We start from the raw sequence: 16417 nt of genomic DNA, 5'->3' as shown, positions 1-16417 counted from the left end.
CCACGCAGTCGTCAGTACGTCAGACGCTTGCGGAGCAGTCGCCCGTCCAGGTCGACCGTCGCCAGTCGCTCGGCGATGGCCGCCCCCGCGCCGCCGTGGTCGTAAGGGTTCTCGCAGTCGGCGACCCGCTGGCGGAAGCCGTCGTCGGTGAGACAGCGCTCGACCGCCTCGCGAATCGCCGCGCGGTCGTGTGGGACCCGGAGCGTGTGGTCGGCGCGCTCGCGGCCCTCCTGACGCGGGCCGACGTCGACCACCGGCAGGTCGAGCGACGCGGCCTCGATGACACCGCTGGAGGAGTTGCCGACCAGCACGTCGGCGGCCGCCATCAGCCCGAGATACGCCTCGCGCGGGAGGCTCCGGAACGCCTTGAGGTGTTCACGGGACTCTATTTCGGCGTTCATCCGACGCCCGCCCGCGTCGGCGTTCGGGTAGACGACGACCGGGTCGACGTCGTCGAGATTCCCCACCGCGTCGAGCGTCGCGGCCAGCTGCTCGCCCGCCTGTTCGGGTGCGGACGTGAGCGGGTGCTGGACGACGAGCGCCAGCGACCGGTCGTCGGGCAGGTCGTACCGGTCGCGGACGGTCGTCGAGTCGTCGTACTCCCCCGCGAGGACGGCGTCCAGACCGGGTGCGCCGACGGTCGTGATTCGCCACGGCTCTTCGCCGAGTCGGCGGATGCGCTCGGCCGAGCGGTCGGTGACGGGGAAGTGGAGGTGGGCGAACTTCGTCAGCGCGTGGCGGATGCTGTCGTCGACGATGGCTCCCGCCATCGAGTCGCCGCCGTGGACGTGCGCGACGGGGACGTTCGCGTGGGCGGCGGCGACGCCCGCGGCGAACGCCTCGCCCCGGTCGCCGAGCACGAGGACGACGTCCGGGTCGAGGCTCGACAGCGCGTCGGCCATCCCCGCGACGCAGACGCCGAGGGACTTCGCCATCGCCGTCCCCGTGTCGCCGTCGACGAGCGAGTGGACCTCGCGGGCGATAGCGAACCCGTCGGCCCGGATGTCGTCGACGGTGTGGCCGTACTGCGGCGAGAGGTGCATCCCCGTCGCGACCACGTCGAGCGTCAGGTCGTCGCGGTCCTCGATGGCCCGCATCGACGACGAGAGCAGCCCGTACTCCGCGCGCGTCCCGGTGACGACGACGACGCGTCTCGACTCGCCCGACTCGCTCGATTCGCTCGACTCGCTCACGGCGTCTCGCGCACCTCCCTGACGAGACAGAACGCCTCCGCAGCGGCGACGCCCGCGGCCGCACCGCGCGTCCTCGCGCGAGCGCGGAGGCTCTCCTCGGACCGCGGGTGCGGGAACGCCCGCGTCTCGGACTCGTACTCCGCGAAGGCGGCCACCTTTGCGTCGAGGTGGTCGGTGACGTCGACGAACAGCGTCGGTTCGAACTGGTCGGCCCCGCCACCGACCCAGTCCGTCGAGGAGGGCGTCTCGTAGGCGAGGACCCGTTCGACGCCGCTGCCCGGTCTGGTGGCGACGACCGTCGAGTCGTAGACGGCGCGGTGGTCGCGGTTCACCTCCTGTCTGGCGTGCGTGTAGACGACCGTGGGTTCGACGCGCTCGACGACGGACTCGACGACGGCGTTCACCTCGACGTGGGGCACGTCGTCGAGGCGCATGTCCGGTAGATCGCCGAAGTGGACCTCTCCGACCCCGAGGCGGTCCGCGCAGGCCCGCGCCTCCTCGCGTTTCTGCTCGACCATCGACGGGTCGTCGTACTGCGCGGTCGAGCCCTCCGTGACGACGAGGACGTGCACCTCGTCGCCCTGCGCGGCGTGTGCCGCGAGCGTCCCGCCCGCCCCGAGCACCTCGTCGTCCGGGTGTGCACCGATACAGAGGACGGTGTCGTCTCCGCTCTGTTTCGCTCCTCCTGTGTGGGTATCGCTGTCCATGGCTGTCAGTCTCCTACCTGCGTCGCGTAGAGGCGCGCGTACGTCCCCTCCTGCGTGACGAGCTGTTCGTGAGAGCCGGACTCGACCACGCGCCCGTCCTCGACGGTGTAGATGCAGTCTGCGTTCCGAACCGTCGAGAGGCGGTGGGCGATGGCGACGACGGTGTGGTCGCCATCCATGCGCTCGATGGCGCGCTGGACCTCGCGTTCGAGGTCGGAGTCGAGGTTGCTCGTCGCCTCGTCGAGGACGAGGATGTCGGCATCCTTCAGCAGCGCACGGGCCAGCGCGACGCGCTGGCGCTGCCCCCCCGACAGCTGGACGCCGTTCTCGCCGATCTGCGTGTCGTAGCCTGCCGGCAGGTCAGTGAGGAACTCGTCGACCTTCGCGACGGTGCTGACCCGGTCCAGGTCGGCGTCGGTCGCGTCGCGTCGGCCCAGCGTGAGGTTGTACCGGAGGGTCGCGTCGAACATGAACGGGTCCTGCCGGACGACGGCGATGCGCGAGCGCCACGCGTCCACGTCGAACTCCTCGATGGGCGTCCCGTCGAGCCGTATCTCGCCGCCGTCGGGGTCGTAGAGACGGGTCAACAGGGAGACGACCGTCGACTTTCCCGACCCGGACTGGCCGACGAGCGCGACGAACTCGCCGCTACATACCTCCAGCGAGAGGCCGTCCAGCACCGTCTCGTCGTCGAGGTAGGAGAACTCGATGTCGTCGAAGACGACCGACCGGAACTGCTGGGGCGGCGTGACGGTGCCGCCGGTCGGTTCCGCGTTGGCCGCGAGTTCCTCGATGAACGTCTCGGTGCGGGCGACGTGTGGCAGTTCGCTCTCGATGGTGTAGATGCGGCGGTTCAGCGTGCTCACGCGCGGTGCCAGTCGGAACATCACGAAGAGGAAGACGGCCAGTCCGGCGAAGGTCAGCGAGGAGAACCGCAGGGCGAGGAAGACGAGGACGAACACCGTCAGCGCCACCAGCAACTGGTGGATGTTCCCGACGAACGAGTCGTTGCGGTAGTACGTCACGTTCGCCTCGGCGAACGCGTCGACCGCCTCGTGGTACTCCTCGCGCATCTCTCGCTCGACGCCGAACAGCTTCACGGGGCGGATGCCCTGCGTCCCGCTCTGGATGGTGGTCTGGATGCGTTCGTTCGCGTCGGCCACCCGGTCGCCGACGCTGAACCCCGGTTCGACGACGTTCCGGACGAGGTACGTCAACCCCCCGATGGTGACGATGGCGACGAGGGTGAGCCACGGCGAGATGTAGAACGCGAAGCCGAGGTAGATGAGGCTGAGCAGCAGTTGCTCGAAGACGAACACCAGGTCGCGGATGGCGTACCCCGCGTACTTCGTCTGCGTGATGGCCGCGTTGAGCACCTCGTCGGATCCGCGCCGGTCGAAGAAGCCGACCCGTGCCCCGAGTGCGTGTTCGAACGTGCGCGTCTGAACGTCGCGGATGTAGTTGGTCTGGAGGTAGCCCTGCGACCAGTCGACGGCGAAACTCGACAGGTACCGCAGCGTCATCGCCACGCTGACGCCGAGGATCATGTACTCCAGCGTGAACGGGACGCCGAGGAAGCGGTACGCATCGAAGAACAGGCCCACGACGCCACCGGATTCGGCCGACGGCGTCGACCCCTGTGCGACGTCGATGATGGGGACCAGCAGGCTCACGCCGACGCCCTCCAGCAGCGCCGTCGCACTGCCGAACAGCACGATGAGGCCCGTCAGGAACGGGTTGTACGCGGCGATGAGCCGCACCGAACGCACTCGCGGGCCGTCGAACAGGTTCAGAGGTCTCACTTCTTCTCAGCGAATACACATGTCAGTAGGTTAAATGCATTGGCCCACCAGTCGACCGACTGCAACGTGATACTCTGCTCGCCGACGGTGGAGATATCGTGACATCATCAGAAATCTGTCAGTACCCGGGTCGGTCGAGGACGTCGTCGATGGCTCGCCGAACGGCCGACAACGGGTTCGGTTCGAAGAACCGGGTCGTGTCGGCGGCGGGGTCGGCGCTCCCGAGGACGGTCCCCAGGTCGTCACCCGGTTCGACGACCGTCGCCAGTCCGTCGAGGCCCGGTGGGGACGGCATCCAGGGGAGGTCGACGAGGTAGGTCTCGACGCCGAACCGGACGCCCTCGTAGAGCGCCGTCGAGTAGACGCCGACCTGCGCGCGCGACTCGGCGAACAGGCGGTGGAGCGGCCGCCCGCTCTCGTCGACCACTTCGACGCCCGAGTCGACGAGCCACGGGTACTCCTCGCGCCAGCGGTCGGACTCGCCGGGGTGGAGTTTGTAGGCGACCGACCAGTCGTGGTCCGGACGCTCGTGGAGCGACACGGCCTGCTTCGAGAGCGTGTGACCCACCTCGCCGGTGGAGACGAACACGACCTGGTCGCGTCGCTCGACCGACGCGTACCGCTCGACGCTCGCTTCGAGGTGCGGGTAGCCGACGGCGTAGACGTGGTCGTCGGGGACGGGCAGGTCGGCCTGGTCGGTCCAGAACTCGCCGAACGTGAACAGGTAGTCGGGGAACGTCTCCTTCGTGCGCCAGTCGGGGAACGAGTAGCCCGCCTGGTACCGGTCGATGACGCCGTGCTGGAGTTCGACGACGGTGATGCCGAGTTCGTGACACACCTCGACGAACGGCTCTCGGCCCGCGTAGCTGACGACGACGACGACCAGTTCCGGGTCGACGCTGGCGAGCAGTCGGCGGTAGAGCGGGCGGACGGCCCGCCGGTACGCGAGGCGACGCTGGGCGAGGTCGGCGACCCGGACGTCGGCGTCGAACTCCTCTCCGAGGTACCGTTCCACGTCGTCGAACGCGTCGAACGAGGGTCGGCCGAGCGTCGCGCCGACGAGTTCGCCCGCCTGCCCGAGTATCTCGACGGCGTCGACGTAGCGCAGTCGCTCCGTCTTCGCTGGCGTGTAGTGCCGGTTCAGATGCGGCGGTTCGACGTGGAGGGCGTCGAGCGACAGCCCGTCTGTGATGGGGTCGCAGTAGACGTCCCACCAGTAGCCGTCGTCGAGGCGTTTCCGGCGCGGGTGCCCCCAGAACAGCACGTCGTGGCGACCGCCGAGAAACGGGTTGCGGCGGACGAGGTTCCTCGCCGCCAGCGAGGCGAGTTCGAGGTAGACTCGGCCGCTCCGCTGGACGTTCGTGTGTGGCTGTCCCCACTCCCCCTGCGCCGCGACGACCTGCCGGAACACCTCGAACCGGACGAGTTCCCAGACGCGGACGCCGTCACGAACCACGTCGAAGGGACACAGGTCGTCCTCGAGGGCGAGGAACGCCTCGTAGGTGTCGTCGAACGTCGTCGGTCGCGACACCGAGGTCGTCAGCCGCGCTCACCCCCGTCCCACTCCCCGACGGCGGCATCGGTGATGGCGGCCCCCGCGTCGAGTGCGACGCTGGCCGTCGCCCCGAGGACGGCGTCGTACGTGCGTGGCGGGAGTCCGTCGGCCGGACGCGTGACGGAGACGTTGTCGGCGGTGAACCGCTCGCCAGCAGCGACGTCCGTGGCGGCGTGGAGGCTCTTGCGGACGACCGGCCGGTTCTCGCGCTCTGTCCCGGTCGGTCGCTTCTCGGGACTCCCGAGGGCCGTCTCGGCGTCGCGGACGAGCGACACCGCGGCCGCGAGTTCGTCGGGTTCGAGCGAGGCGCGGTGGTCGGGGCCGGGGAGCGTCCGGTCGAGCGTGAAGTGCTTCTCGACGACCGTCGCCCCCGCCGCGACGGCCAGCGCGGGCACCTCGACTCGGGTGGTGTGGTCGGAGTAGCCCACCGGCGTCGGGAGTTCGTCGGCCATCGTCACCATCGCCCGGAGGTTCACCTCGTCCAGCGCGGCGGGGTAGGCGGTCGTACAGTGGAGGAACGTCACGGGTACGTCGGGGTTCGCGTTCCGGATGGCGGCCAGTGCGTCGTGGACCTCTCCCATCGTCCCCATCCCCGTCGAGACGACCATCGGCCGCCCGAACCGTGCGACGTGCCGCAGGAGCGGATGGTTGTCGAGTTCCCCCGACCCGAGTTTCACCCGTGGGACGTCCAGGTCGTCCAGCAGCGTCGCGCTCTCGACGTCGAACGGCGTCGAGAGGAACTCTATGCCCTGGTCCCGACAGTACGACTGCAGTCGCTCGTGGGCCGACCGCGGGAGTTCGAGCGAGCGGAGCATCTCGTACTGGGACTGCTCGCCGGTCGTCTCCTCCTGGTACGGTGCCTTGGGGGCGTCGGGGGTGGCCAGTCTGTCCGCGACGAACGTCTGGAACTTCACGGCGTCCGCGCCCGCCGCGACGGCGGCGTCGACGAGTCGCTCCGCCTGACTCACGTCGCCGTCGTGGTTGACCCCCGCCTCGGCGACGACATAACACGTCATCTCACTATCACTCTGAGCGTCGGCGCATTAGTAGATTCGGCCGTATCGGACCCGATGGGGCAGAAAATCAGGAATCGAGTACGTTCGGTCTCCGACCGGCTCGCTTCGTCGACGGTCACGCACCGGGCGCGTTCTCCGAGACGGAACCGACGTACTGTGGCCCTGTCCCCGTGGTTTTTGGTGTCGGAACGCTAACGGTAGGCATGGACTACACGTGGCAGTACTACGACCTGGTGTTGCTGGGCGTGTTTCTCAGCATGGCCAGCGGGGCCGTCGTCGGCGCGCTCACGGCCATCGCCACGACCACCGCAGTCACCGCCGCCGGACTGCTGGCCGTCGTCATCATCGGCCACGGCCTGTTCGTCAACGGCCCGGTCGACAGTCGGGAGGACCTCGCCGAACCGGTCGAGGCGTTGAACTGAGCAGTCCGTCCGTCGGGCCGACCGCGTAGCGTCGTCGCTCTACCGCTCGGACGACTCCGAACCGGGCTCTCGTATCACTCGACGACACAGCGGCGACGCTCGGATACTCGCGGGTCACTGCCCGCGAGCGTCCGCACCGTGACGTCTGGCGACCACCTCGGCGAGATGTTTCGCCATCCCGACGACGACGGGTCCGATGAACAGTCCCAGGAACCCGAACACGGCGAGGCCACCGAACAGGCCGACGACGACGAGGCCGGTGTTGAGATGCGCGCTGTGCTGGACGACGAACGGTCTGATGAGGTTGTCCGACCCGCTGATGATGAACGTCCCCGCGACGAACAGCACGACTGCGTCGATGGTCCGGCCGACGACGAGGAGGTAGATGCTCGCCGGAATCCAGACGACGGACGCCCCGATGACGGGGAGCAAGGAGAGCAGGAACGTCACCAGCGTCCAGAAGACGGAGTTGCTGAAGTTCAGCGCGGCGAACGCGACGCCCGTCAGCGCCGCCTGCACCGCGGCGACGACGACGGTGCCGACCAGCGACGCCCACAGCAGTCGGTCACAGCGTTCGAGCAGGTCGTCCATCTCGTCGCGTTCGAGCGGCGACACCGTCCGCGTCCAGGCGACGAGGCGGTCGCCGTCGCGCAGCAGGTAGTAGAACAGGAACACGAAGACGACGAGGCCGATGAGGAACTGCGCCGTCGCCCCGACGACGGTGAAGACGTTCCCGACGAGTCCGCGCGACCCGTTCTGCATCGAGGCCACCAGCATGTCGACGACGTCCATCGTGTCGGCGCCGACTCCCAGCCTCGCCAGCAGTGCGTCGCCCGCGTCGATGACCATCGACTCGGTGACGCCCTGGAGGATGGACGTCGCCTGCTGGACCGCGATGCCGACGATGAACACGACGGGCGCGACGACGGCGACGGTCGCGAGGACGACGGTGAGCGCCGCGCCGAGCGTCCGGCCGAGATACCGCGACAGGCGGCTGGAGATCGGGTAGAGGACGTAGCCCAGCAACCCCGCGAGGAGGGCGTACTGGAGGTACGGGAGGAACAGCCAGACGGTCACGACACCGAACACCGCCAGTAGGCCCCAGAGGAACACCGTCGACGCCGTGGGTCGGGGGAGACGGCTCATCCTCGCCACCGCGACGGAACCCGCCCGGCGGCCGCCTCGGCGGTGGCCCATCCCCCGACACTGGCCCGACTCCACCGACGACCTGGCGCGCGCATACTCTACCGTACACCGTCGATACAAAAAGCGCTTCTCCGACAGTCAGTTCGAGACTCCGACTGGTCCGACGCGCCGAATACTGCGTTCTACGCGTCCTCGCGGCCGAATACGACGGCCGTCGGCTGTGGTTCCGCGCTCGGACCGTTCGACGACCGTGACTGTCGGTGCCGGCAGCGCTATCGTTGTAGCCGCGTCGCGTCGCTCGCTCAACGTCTGTACCGGAGTCGCCCTTGGGGACGGGACGGTAGGGACGTGTATGGACACACAAGACCGACCCACCGTCGACGCCGTCACCGCACGCGAACAGGACCTGCTGACCGCCATCGAGAACGTGGCCGCCCGCGACGCGCTCACCGAGGACGACCGTCACCAGTTGAGTTTCCGCGCCGAGATACTCTGCGAGGAACTCCGCGCGTGCATCGAGGGCGTCGAGGAGTAACGCACCGAACGGAGACGGGGCGTCCTCTCTCCCCGAAGACCACCGGTAGGCCCTCCTTTCGGCCGTCGAGCGTCGGGACGTGGCTACCGGTGACCCCTCACGACTGCCTCCTCTGGGTCCGAGAGCTACGGCGACGGGAGTTCCGACGCTCCGGACGCGGTGAGTACGACCGGTGGCGTTCGGTCGACTGGCCTCCGAGGACGCGGCGAGAGCGAGGCGGCGGTCGACCGGTAATCCGACGTTAGACTGTTTCATAGCCCCGGCAGCCACCGGATAACTATGCCCCAATTACCCGTAGCGATGAGTGACGTGGGGGTTCGGGGTGTCACCGCTCATCCACGTCGTACCTGTCATGTCGGCGTCCAACCGGGGTCGGTCAGACCTCGAGGACGCCGTTCCCCTTACTACACCGCCGAGTCGCATCGTGGTCAGTCCGAGACTCGGTCGGTCGACCACGAACCGAGCACGCTCGGCCGGGTGCCGTCGGCCGGTAGGTGGGAGTTTCGTTCCGGCAGGTCCCCGGTTACAAGATACGTCGAGACCGTAGCGTGGTGACGATGCCAGGTACGAGCAACGGTGGGTTCCGCGCACGGTGTCGGGAGTGTGGATTCCGGTCGTCCTGCTGGACGACGTCGTTCATCGCCCACGTCGAGGCCGCGGGCCACAGGGACAGCGTCGGCCACGAGACGTACGTCGCGGAGGCGAGTCGGCCGGTCGCCGAGCGCTGAACTCCGTCTCGGCGCCGACCGGTCCCGTGAAGGACCAAACCGGGTTTTGATGCTCCGGCGTCGTTATCCCCGGAGACACCTATCGAGAGACGATGACGAACCGACGGACGGTCCTGAAGTGCTGTGCCCTCGCGACGACCCTCTCACTCGCCGGCTGTCTCGGCGACGCCGACTCGGGGACGGGAGAGGAGTCGACGACACCAGCGCCGACGGACACCTCGACACCCGAACCGACAGGGAACGCGACGACCGACGCCCTCCCCGGTGGGAACGACAGTGGCGGCCCCGGCGACGGGGACAACGACAGCGGCGACGCGGGCGGGACGCGTCTCCGCGGAACGGGCGGTCCGGGCGTCACCATCGTCCGCACCGACGAGCAGGACGGACCGGTCGAGCACGCGGTCGAACTCGTCCGGGAGGCGGCGACGGAGGAAGCTCCGCCCGGCCTCCGCGTCTCCGTCACCAACACCGGTGAGGACCCGCTCGCCGTCGGAGAGAGTCGCGCCGTCGTCTTCGCGTACCGGCACGACACCGAGAAGCACCTGCTGTTGCTCCCCTCGGACGCGGACCGGGAGTATCCCGCCGAGGCCGGGTGCTGGCGACTCACCGACGGTATCGCCGTCACACAGGAGTACCGGACGACCACGCTCGCCCCCGGGGAGACCACCACACAGGCGCTCGACCTCTACGGGGCCGTCGGGGAGGACGCGTGTCTCCCGGTCGGTGAGTACCGCTTCGAGACGTCCTACCAGGTCCGACCAGCCACCGAGGGGGCGGCCACCTCCGCGACCACCGAGGACCCGACGACGTACTCCTGGGGGTTCACGGTCCTGCTGGAGTAAGCGTCCACGAATCGACCCCGTGACACTCGTCCTGGCGGCCGACTCCGTTCTCCCAGCGAGCGGTCACTCGTCCTCGGGGACGAACCGGAGGAGCGGCGCCACGTCCTCGGCGGCCGACCCGAGTTCGACGTGGTTCGACTCGCGGTCGTAGTCGACGACGTCCACCTCGTCCAGTTTCGGGAGGTGGTTGTGGTCCAGGGACTCGGCGATAGTGCGCAACACGCGGTCCTCGACGTCGTCGGGAGCCTTCTCACGTCGACCCGCCGCGAGGATGTTCACGAGTTCGTCACGGGTGAGCGTCTCGTCGTCCGCTTCGAGCAGTGCGTAGACGACGTTCCGGCGGCGAGGCCGGGACATGAGGTCGAGCGCCTCGTCCGCCGAGAGATCGTCCGGGTCCCACGACTCCGGTACGTCGATTCCCATACGTCTGCCACCGGACGCCAGCCTATTATTACGTGGCACCTATACGGCCCGTACCCGACGGGAGACGGTGAGCGTCCGCGACGCGGTGGTCTCTCGGAACGGACGCTGTCGGTACGATTATCACGAACTGGAACGCGTGTTATCTATGCACGAACCGGACTACGACGTCGCCGGGAAGACGGCAATCGTGACGGGAGCGAGCCAGGGAATCGGGAAGGCAATCGCGGAGACGCTCGCGGCCAGCGGTGCGAACGTCGCCATCTGCTCGCGCGCGCAAGAGCGCGTCGACCCGGTGGCGGAGGCGATAGAGGAGGACGCCGCCGGGAGCGCCCTCGCCGTCGAGTGTAACGTTCGCGAGCGAGCGCAGGTCGAGGCGTTCGTCGAGGCGACGGTCGAGGAGTTCGGTGGCGTGGACGTGCTGGTCAACAACGCTGGCGGCGAGTTCGTCGCCCCGTTCGAGGACATCTCGCCGAACGGGTGGAACGCCATCCTCGACCTCAACCTCACGGGGACCGTCCACTGCACGCAGGTAGCGGGCGAGGTGATGCGCGAGGACGACGGCGGCCACGTCGTCAACCTCTCCAGCGTCAACGGCCAGCACGCTGCGCCCGGCGAGAGCCACTACGGCGCGGCGAAGGCGGCCATCATCCGACTCACCGAGACGCTCGCCGTCGAGTGGGCCGACGACGGTATCCGCGTCAACTGCGTCGCGCCGGGGCTCATCCAGACGCCCGGCGTCGCCGAGACGCTGGGTATCGACAGCGAGGAGATGCCCCCACGCGAGCAGGCCGACCGGCGTATCGGTCACACCGAGGAGATAGCCGACGTGGTCCAGTTCCTCGTCAGTCCCGCCGCCTCGTTCATGACGGGCGAGACGGTGACCGTGAAGGGCGTCCCGAAGCCGGGGAACTCGATGAGCGACGGACTCGGGCTGGAGTAGCGTACGGGAGAACGTGCTGGCCGCGTTTGTCGTCTGTAGTCGGTCGTCTCGCCGGGTCAGATCCCCATCGCTTCGATCTGCTCCTGGTAGCGGTTGCGGATGGTGACCTCGGTCACCTGCGCGACGCCAGCCACTTCGCGCTGGGTCTTCTTCTCGTTGCAGAGCAGGGAAGCGGCGTAGATGGCGGCGGCGGCGTAGCCCGTCGGGGACTTGCCCGACAGCAGGCCCTTCTCGGTGGTGACGTTGATGATCTCGTTGGCCTTCGACTGGACCTCCTCGGAGAGTTGCAGTTCAGAACAGAATCGGGGGACGTACTTCTTGGGGTCGACGGGCTCCATCTCCAGGGAGAGTTCCTGGGAGATGTAGCGATAGGTGCGGCCGATCTCCTTGCGCTCGACCCGCGAGACCTCCGAGATCTCCTCGAGCGAGCGCGGGATGCCCTCCTTGCGACAGGCGGCGTACAGCGCACTGGTGGCGACGCCCTCGATGGAGCGCCCGCGGATGAGGTCCTCGCTCAGTGCGCGGCGGTAGATGACCGACGCCACCTCGCGGACGGACTTCGGGACGCCGAGTGCGCTGGCCATGCGGTCGATCTCGCTGAGCGCGAACTGGAGGTTGCGTTCGCCGGCGTCCTTCGTGCGGATGCGCTCCTGCCACTTGCGCAGGCGGTGCATCTGACTGCGCTTCTCGGAGGACAGCGACCGACCGTAGGCGTCCTTGTTCTTCCAGTCGATCTGGGTGGTGAGTCCCTTGTCGTGCATCGTCTGCGTCGTGGGCGCACCCACGCGCGACTTGTTCTGACGCTCCGAGTGGTTGAACGCCCGCCACTCCGGACCGGGGTCGATGTTCGTCTCCTCGACGATGAGACCGCACTCGTCGCAGACGAGTTCGCGGCCGTCGTCGGACTTGACGAGTTGACCGGACTCACACTCGTCGCACACCCGCTCCCCTTCGGTGCCCTCAGCCTGCTCCTCGGCCTCCGATTCGGGCTCACGCTCGCGCTGACGAGTGGGATATTCCATTTCATATCGTTATGAACATTTGAAGGGCTTAAGCCCTCGCCACGATAAATTGTCATTAACAGTGACTTTTCGTCGCCCGTGGCACCGCCCGCGATGGCCAGATACCGGGTCAGGACGGCCTGTACACTGGCATCGTCGGTGGAAGAGACGTGCCGAGCGTTCGCCGCCCGTGGTAATAAAACACAATCGTACCCGGCGGCGTGACTGCCCCAAAGACTGAACTATGTCCGATTCGTACCTGTCCGCATGGCAGTGACCAGTCGCCTCCACGAGCTCCGTGCGGAGGGAAAACATGAACTTGCGGACACCCTCGCGGCCGAGGCGTTGCGTAACGAGACGCCGTCCGTGACGGTGAAGACCGACCACGTCCGCGTCGAGACGCCGACGTTCGTCGGTGAACACGCCCTCGCCACGGGGTTCGACGCGACGGACGAGGCGACCGTCCGCGACACGCTCGCGCGCGAGGGACGGTACAGCCTCGTCGGCGACGACAGCGGACACACCTTCACCACCGGTTGCCTCTACGACGCCGTCGTAGACCAGTTGCTCGACGCACCGGCGGCGACCGACCGGGCGACCGAAGCAGCCGAGCGTGGGGACGACGCGCAGACCATCGCACCCGACGGCGACGGGACGGGCGACGTCGACCCGGTCACACCGGTCGAGACGACGCGCGGACCCGCGTCCGTCATCCGGCAGGCGGTGGCCGCGGTCCAGAACCAGTTCCGTAGCTGACTCTCCCTCTCCGACGACCGACTGGACCGGCTGGTATCAGCGACTCCTCTCGCCGACGCCCCCGAGTTCACCGAGAGAGCGCGGGATTCACCGAGACTCGCCGACTACCGCCCCAGGGGCAGTGTCCCCGGAGCGCACGACGACTCGCTCACCGAATTTATATTCGAAAAACAGAAACTCTCAATATGGAGTATTTGCGAGAGGTAGAGGCAGGGGTCGCGGTGCGGTTCCCCTGCTCGGGTGGTCCCTCTCCGGTCCCCTCTGGAACAGGGACCCCCCGACTCTCGACGACCGACGCACGATACCGACGGGACATCACGACGCTCGCTGCGGTACACTCCGACGGTGTCCGTGGAGTCGCGCGGGCACTCGCCTTCTACGCTGCACGCGCTGGGTACGTCCTGGAGGGTGTGACAGCACAGGGGCCGTCCCGAGAGGCAGAACCGCACGACGCAGCCACTTTCTTTGATTCGATAGTGTATAGCGCGATAACTTTGCCTATCTGATTAGGTGTAGCGCATAACCCCGATGGCGGTGTTACTTCGGCCAAGAGACAACCGATGTCAACTCATAGCACGACTTCCCCGTTCGCGGACGAACCGAACCTGCAGACAGAAGAGACGCTGGGGCGGTTGTTCGCCGACCCGCGCCGCCGCACGCTCCTCCGCGTCCTCGCGTCGTGCGAGGGGCGCGTCGAACTGGACCGGCTGACCGAGCGCGTCGTCGACGCGGAGGGTAGTGCCGACCACGACGACCCGTCGGACCAGTTCGACCGGACGCTCGTCTCGCTGTACCACTGTCACCTCCCCGTGCTGGCGGACGCCGACCTCGTCACCATCGACGACGACGACGGTGTGTTCGTCACCCCGGACCCGGCCGCACTCGACCAGCTACTCTGACGACGCCTCTTCTGCCGGTCGGAGAGAGTGGAGCGACGCAACCGGGTTCGATCGGGAGCCCCCGCGTTCGACGCCTACAGCATCAGGGTCGCCGGTCGACCGGTAGCCGGGGCACTCGCGGGTGAGACGGACCGAGCGACGATGCGAGTAGAGGTGGAAGAGAACAGACCGCGCTCCGACCGAGACTCAGCGCAGCATCGCCTTCACGAGCGGGTAGGCGAACAGCACGGCGAAGACGATGAACGCTAGCCACGCCAGTCCGCTGACGAGGCCGAGCAGCCCGCCGACGAGGCCACCGACGATGGGTATCAGTTCGATGATGCCGCCAGCGAACGAGAATACGAGCGCGATGGCCAGAGCGACGAGCGCGTACTTGCCGTGGCGCATCACGCGGTCGGTCTTGTCGCTCGTCCGTCCCGGCCGGTCCATCCCGGTCATGGAGTCGAGACGGTCTGCCGTCCGGTCACGGATGCCCTCGTCGCTGCTCCGGGTCCGTTCGCTGGTTCGTTCGCTCATACTACAGGTGTGTCCTCTGTGCGTGTAAGGCTACCGTCGCTCGCGGGGTCGGCCGTCGGAATCGCTACCGTCCGTCCCCGATGTGACGTCGGGCCTCGTTGACGAAGGTCGGGGCCACGATACCGAGACCGAACAGCGCGACGAACTCCAGTTCGCTGCTGTCGCCGAACTCGCCCGCGAGGTACCACGCCGTCAGGCCGACGGCCATGAACACGAGCGTAATCTTCGTCTCCGTCGAGAGGAGCGGATCACGTGCCATACTGCGGTCGAGGGAGCAGGCCGTGATAAATCGGTAGCGGCGTTCTCACCCTGTGACGAGAGGGGTCCGGGTCGGCGTCGCGTCGCCTGGGAGTCGCTCCGATACCGTCTTGTCGCCGCCGCCGATGATCTCTCGAATGCCCTTCCCCAACCACCCCGGCAAACACCTCGGAGAGGCGTTCGTCACGCCGGACGCCCACAACGAGTACCACCGACGGCAGACCGAGGACGCCGAGGCGGTCGACCCACCGGCGGCCGTCGTCCTCTGTTACAGTCGGCGACTGATGGCGTACCTCACCGAGACGTACGACGGCGCACACGTCGACCACTACTACGGCGACCTCTACGTGTTCGACGAGAACGACGGCCGCGTCGGCGTCCTCGGAGGGTTCGGCATCGGTGCGCCGACGACGGCCATGCTGATGGACGAACTCGTCGCCGACGGCGTCGAGACGTTCCTCTCCGTCGGTATGGCGGGCAGCCTCGACGAAACCATCGAGCTGGGCGAGTTCGTGGTCTGCGACCGGGCCATCCGGGACGAGGGCACCTCCCACCACTACGTCGAGTCGGCGCGGTTCGCACACGCCAGCGAGTCGCTCACCGAGGCGACCGAACGCCTGCTGACCGACCGCGCCGCGTCGTACCACGTCGGCCCCTCGTGGACCATCGACGCCATCTACCGCGAGACGGTCGCGGAGGTCGAGCGCTACGCCGAGGAGGGCGTCCTGACCGTGGAGATGGAGGCGGCGGCGGTGTTCGCTGTCGCCGAGGCACGGAGCGTCGAGGTGGGGTCGATGTTCGTCGTCAGCGACTACCTCGGGACCGGGGACTGGGAGCCGAAGTTCCACGAGGTGGAGTCCGACCTGCAGCGACTCGGCGACACCGCGACGGACCTGCTCGCGTCCTACGTCGGCTGAGGGCGAGCGGTGAGGCGAACGTCTTTCTCCGGACGCGCCGGATGTCGTCGCATGGAGCGAGTCACGGTCGACGACGTAGCTTCGGACGCCGCGGAAGCGGGTGTCGACCGCCACCGACTGGCCGAACGCCTCGGGGCGACCGGACTCGCACTCACCCGCTACCGCGTCGCCCCCGGCGAGTCACTCCCCGCGGGCCTGCACGCCCACGCCGACCAGGAGGAGGTGTTCTACGTGCTCGACGGGACGGTCGCCTTCGAGACGCTCCCGGCGGTGTCCGACGAGAACGACGCATCCGACGGGAACGGCGCTTCTGACGGGAACGACGCTTCCGACGACGACGCAGAGGAGGACGGTCACGTCGTCGAGGCGGGCGGGGCGATTCGCTTCGCGCCCGGCGAGTTCCAGTCCGGACGGAACGCTGGAACGTCGCCTCTCGACGTCCTCGCGGTGGGCGCGCCGCGTGACAGCATCGACCTGCGGTTCCCCACGACGTGTCCCGACTGTGGTCGTGGCGAGATGCGACTGGTGACCGACGACGGAGGGCCACAGTTCGTCTGTCCAGCCTGTGAGACGACGCGGACGCCCACGGCGTGCCCCGACTGCGGCGGCGACGACCTGCGGTTCCGGCGCGGCGAAGAGGTACGCACCGTCGTTCGCTGTTCGGACTGTGAGACCGCCTTCGAGACGCCGCCGGTCGAGGGCGAGTGGTAGCGCGAGAGGAATCAGTGACCTAGCAATTAATCGTCTCCGCGGCGGTCGGT

At 67.9% G+C, this 16417-nt stretch carries 19 protein-coding genes; 9 read left to right on the top strand and 10 right to left on the bottom strand.

The window, feature by feature from the left end; genetic code table 11:
* Positions 1-11: 11 nt before the first annotated feature.
* The 5 genes from neuC to neuB all read right to left on the bottom strand — a co-directional run bounded on the left by neuC (position 12) and on the right by neuB (position 6273).
* Positions 12-1193 carry a UDP-N-acetylglucosamine 2-epimerase gene (neuC, locus tag MX571_RS16595; RefSeq protein ID WP_247418789.1) on the bottom strand — a complete coding sequence of 394 codons (1182 nt, stop codon included), beginning with the start codon at positions 1191-1193 and terminating at the stop codon, positions 12-14.
* Entirely contained in the window at positions 1190-1900 is a 711-nt protein-coding gene (locus MX571_RS16590) for a PIG-L deacetylase family protein (protein ID WP_247418785.1), read from the bottom strand. The genes neuC and MX571_RS16590 overlap by 4 nt, the downstream gene beginning before the upstream one ends.
* A 5-nt stretch (positions 1901-1905) precedes the next feature.
* Positions 1906-3660 carry an ABC transporter ATP-binding protein gene (locus MX571_RS16585; protein ID WP_247418784.1) on the bottom strand — a complete coding sequence of 585 codons (1755 nt, stop codon included), beginning with the start codon at positions 3658-3660 and terminating at the stop codon, positions 1906-1908.
* Positions 3661-3820: 160 nt separating this feature from the next.
* Positions 3821-5233 (bottom strand): hypothetical protein, encoded by a 1413-nt coding sequence (locus MX571_RS16580; protein WP_247418783.1) that lies wholly within the window; start codon positions 5231-5233, stop codon positions 3821-3823.
* A gap of 8 nt (positions 5234-5241) precedes the next feature.
* Positions 5242-6273, bottom strand: coding sequence for an N-acetylneuraminate synthase (neuB, locus tag MX571_RS16575; RefSeq protein ID WP_247418782.1), 1032 nt, complete (start codon positions 6271-6273; stop codon positions 5242-5244).
* A 203-nt stretch (positions 6274-6476) separates the two neighbouring features.
* On the opposite strand from neuB, the gene MX571_RS16570 reads away from it, so the two are divergent.
* Complete coding sequence (locus MX571_RS16570; protein ID WP_247418781.1) at positions 6477-6695, top strand: DUF8015 family protein; 219 nt, start codon at positions 6477-6479, stop codon at positions 6693-6695.
* Positions 6696-6809: 114 nt separating this feature from the next.
* Here the strand turns inward: MX571_RS16570 and MX571_RS16565 are convergent, their stop codons facing one another.
* Entirely contained in the window at positions 6810-7841 is a 1032-nt protein-coding gene (locus MX571_RS16565) for an AI-2E family transporter (protein ID WP_247418780.1), read from the bottom strand.
* Positions 7842-8193: 352 nt separating this feature from the next.
* Between MX571_RS16565 and MX571_RS16560 the strand changes: the two genes are divergently transcribed.
* From MX571_RS16560 to MX571_RS16550, 3 genes are all read left to right on the top strand, one after another.
* The gene (locus tag MX571_RS16560; RefSeq protein ID WP_247418779.1) at positions 8194-8376 is read left to right on the top strand and encodes a hypothetical protein; all 183 of its coding nucleotides are present in this window, start codon (positions 8194-8196) and stop codon (positions 8374-8376) included.
* A 557-nt stretch (positions 8377-8933) separates the two neighbouring features.
* Positions 8934-9104: a hypothetical protein gene (locus MX571_RS16555; protein WP_247418778.1), complete on the top strand. Its 171-nt coding sequence runs from the start codon at positions 8934-8936 to the stop codon at positions 9102-9104.
* 92 nt (positions 9105-9196) lie between these two features.
* On the top strand, positions 9197-9946 hold the full coding sequence (locus tag MX571_RS16550; RefSeq protein WP_247418777.1) for a hypothetical protein: 750 nt from the start codon (positions 9197-9199) through the stop codon (positions 9944-9946).
* 63 nt (positions 9947-10009) lie between these two features.
* Here MX571_RS16550 and MX571_RS16545 read toward each other — a convergent pair whose 3' ends face one another.
* Entirely contained in the window at positions 10010-10369 is a 360-nt protein-coding gene (locus MX571_RS16545; RefSeq protein ID WP_247418776.1) for a DUF7344 domain-containing protein, read from the bottom strand.
* A 145-nt stretch (positions 10370-10514) separates the two neighbouring features.
* Between MX571_RS16545 and MX571_RS16540 the strand changes: the two genes are divergently transcribed.
* Complete coding sequence (locus MX571_RS16540; RefSeq protein WP_247418775.1) at positions 10515-11309, top strand: SDR family NAD(P)-dependent oxidoreductase; 795 nt, start codon at positions 10515-10517, stop codon at positions 11307-11309.
* 56 nt (positions 11310-11365) lie between these two features.
* Here the strand turns inward: MX571_RS16540 and MX571_RS16535 are convergent, their stop codons facing one another.
* Positions 11366-12331 carry a transcription initiation factor IIB gene (locus tag MX571_RS16535; protein WP_247418774.1) on the bottom strand — a complete coding sequence of 322 codons (966 nt, stop codon included), beginning with the start codon at positions 12329-12331 and terminating at the stop codon, positions 11366-11368.
* A 246-nt stretch (positions 12332-12577) separates the two neighbouring features.
* Between MX571_RS16535 and MX571_RS16530 the strand changes: the two genes are divergently transcribed.
* Together MX571_RS16530 and MX571_RS16525 are read left to right on the top strand one after the other, a co-directional pair.
* A complete protein-coding gene (locus tag MX571_RS16530; protein WP_247418773.1) occupies positions 12578-13066 on the top strand; it encodes a hypothetical protein in 489 nt (162 codons plus the stop codon).
* Between the two features lie 560 nt (positions 13067-13626).
* Positions 13627-13965, top strand: coding sequence for a DUF7344 domain-containing protein (locus MX571_RS16525; protein ID WP_247418772.1), 339 nt, complete (start codon positions 13627-13629; stop codon positions 13963-13965).
* Between the two features lie 186 nt (positions 13966-14151).
* Here MX571_RS16525 and MX571_RS16520 read toward each other — a convergent pair whose 3' ends face one another.
* Together MX571_RS16520 and MX571_RS16515 are read right to left on the bottom strand one after the other, a co-directional pair.
* Positions 14152-14481, bottom strand: coding sequence for a hypothetical protein (locus MX571_RS16520; protein WP_247418771.1), 330 nt, complete (start codon positions 14479-14481; stop codon positions 14152-14154).
* Between the two features lie 64 nt (positions 14482-14545).
* A complete protein-coding gene (locus MX571_RS16515) occupies positions 14546-14740 on the bottom strand; it encodes a DUF7987 family protein (RefSeq protein ID WP_247418769.1) in 195 nt (64 codons plus the stop codon).
* A gap of 136 nt (positions 14741-14876) precedes the next feature.
* Here MX571_RS16515 and MX571_RS16510 point away from each other — a divergent pair, with 136 nt between their 5' ends.
* Positions 14877-15656 carry a nucleoside phosphorylase gene (locus MX571_RS16510; protein ID WP_247418767.1) on the top strand — a complete coding sequence of 260 codons (780 nt, stop codon included), beginning with the start codon at positions 14877-14879 and terminating at the stop codon, positions 15654-15656.
* A 51-nt stretch (positions 15657-15707) separates the two neighbouring features.
* Positions 15708-16367, top strand: a complete 660-nt coding sequence (locus MX571_RS16505) for a cupin domain-containing protein (protein WP_247418765.1) — start codon at positions 15708-15710, stop codon at positions 16365-16367.
* The last annotated feature ends 50 nt before the right edge of the window (positions 16368-16417 follow it).

Origin of the sequence: Halomarina salina (genome assembly GCF_023074835.1) — an archaeon.
GTDB lineage: Archaea > Halobacteriota > Halobacteria > Halobacteriales > Haloarculaceae > Halomarina > Halomarina salina.
Note: the sequence above shows the minus strand (reverse complement) of the source record. Positions and strands in the feature narration are given on the sequence as shown.

Bases quoted from the DNA above. Each gene is read 5' to 3' on its own strand.
- MX571_RS16570 (WP_247418781.1), top strand. From the start codon at position 6,477: ATGGACTACACGTGGCAGTACTACGACCTGGTGTTGCTGGGCGTGTTT.
- MX571_RS16520 (WP_247418771.1), bottom strand. From the start codon at position 14,481: ATGAGCGAACGAACCAGCGAACGGACCCGGAGCAGCGACGAGGGCATC.
- MX571_RS16530 (WP_247418773.1), top strand. From the start codon at position 12,578: ATGGCAGTGACCAGTCGCCTCCACGAGCTCCGTGCGGAGGGAAAACAT.
- MX571_RS16555 (WP_247418778.1), top strand. From the start codon at position 8,934: ATGCCAGGTACGAGCAACGGTGGGTTCCGCGCACGGTGTCGGGAGTGT.
- MX571_RS16565 (WP_247418780.1), bottom strand. From the start codon at position 7,841: ATGAGCCGTCTCCCCCGACCCACGGCGTCGACGGTGTTCCTCTGGGGC.
- MX571_RS16550 (WP_247418777.1), top strand. From the start codon at position 9,197: ATGACGAACCGACGGACGGTCCTGAAGTGCTGTGCCCTCGCGACGACC.
- MX571_RS16540 (WP_247418775.1), top strand. From the start codon at position 10,515: ATGCACGAACCGGACTACGACGTCGCCGGGAAGACGGCAATCGTGACG.
- MX571_RS16505 (WP_247418765.1), top strand. From the start codon at position 15,708: ATGGAGCGAGTCACGGTCGACGACGTAGCTTCGGACGCCGCGGAAGCG.
- neuB (WP_247418782.1), bottom strand. From the start codon at position 6,273: ATGACGTGTTATGTCGTCGCCGAGGCGGGGGTCAACCACGACGGCGAC.
- MX571_RS16560 (WP_247418779.1), top strand. From the start codon at position 8,194: ATGGACACACAAGACCGACCCACCGTCGACGCCGTCACCGCACGCGAA.
- MX571_RS16515 (WP_247418769.1), bottom strand. From the start codon at position 14,740: ATGGCACGTGATCCGCTCCTCTCGACGGAGACGAAGATTACGCTCGTG.
- MX571_RS16545 (WP_247418776.1), bottom strand. From the start codon at position 10,369: ATGGGAATCGACGTACCGGAGTCGTGGGACCCGGACGATCTCTCGGCG.
- MX571_RS16525 (WP_247418772.1), top strand. From the start codon at position 13,627: ATGTCAACTCATAGCACGACTTCCCCGTTCGCGGACGAACCGAACCTG.
- MX571_RS16590 (WP_247418785.1), bottom strand. From the start codon at position 1,900: ATGGACAGCGATACCCACACAGGAGGAGCGAAACAGAGCGGAGACGAC.
- MX571_RS16510 (WP_247418767.1), top strand. From the start codon at position 14,877: ATGCCCTTCCCCAACCACCCCGGCAAACACCTCGGAGAGGCGTTCGTC.
- MX571_RS16535 (WP_247418774.1), bottom strand. From the start codon at position 12,331: ATGGAATATCCCACTCGTCAGCGCGAGCGTGAGCCCGAATCGGAGGCC.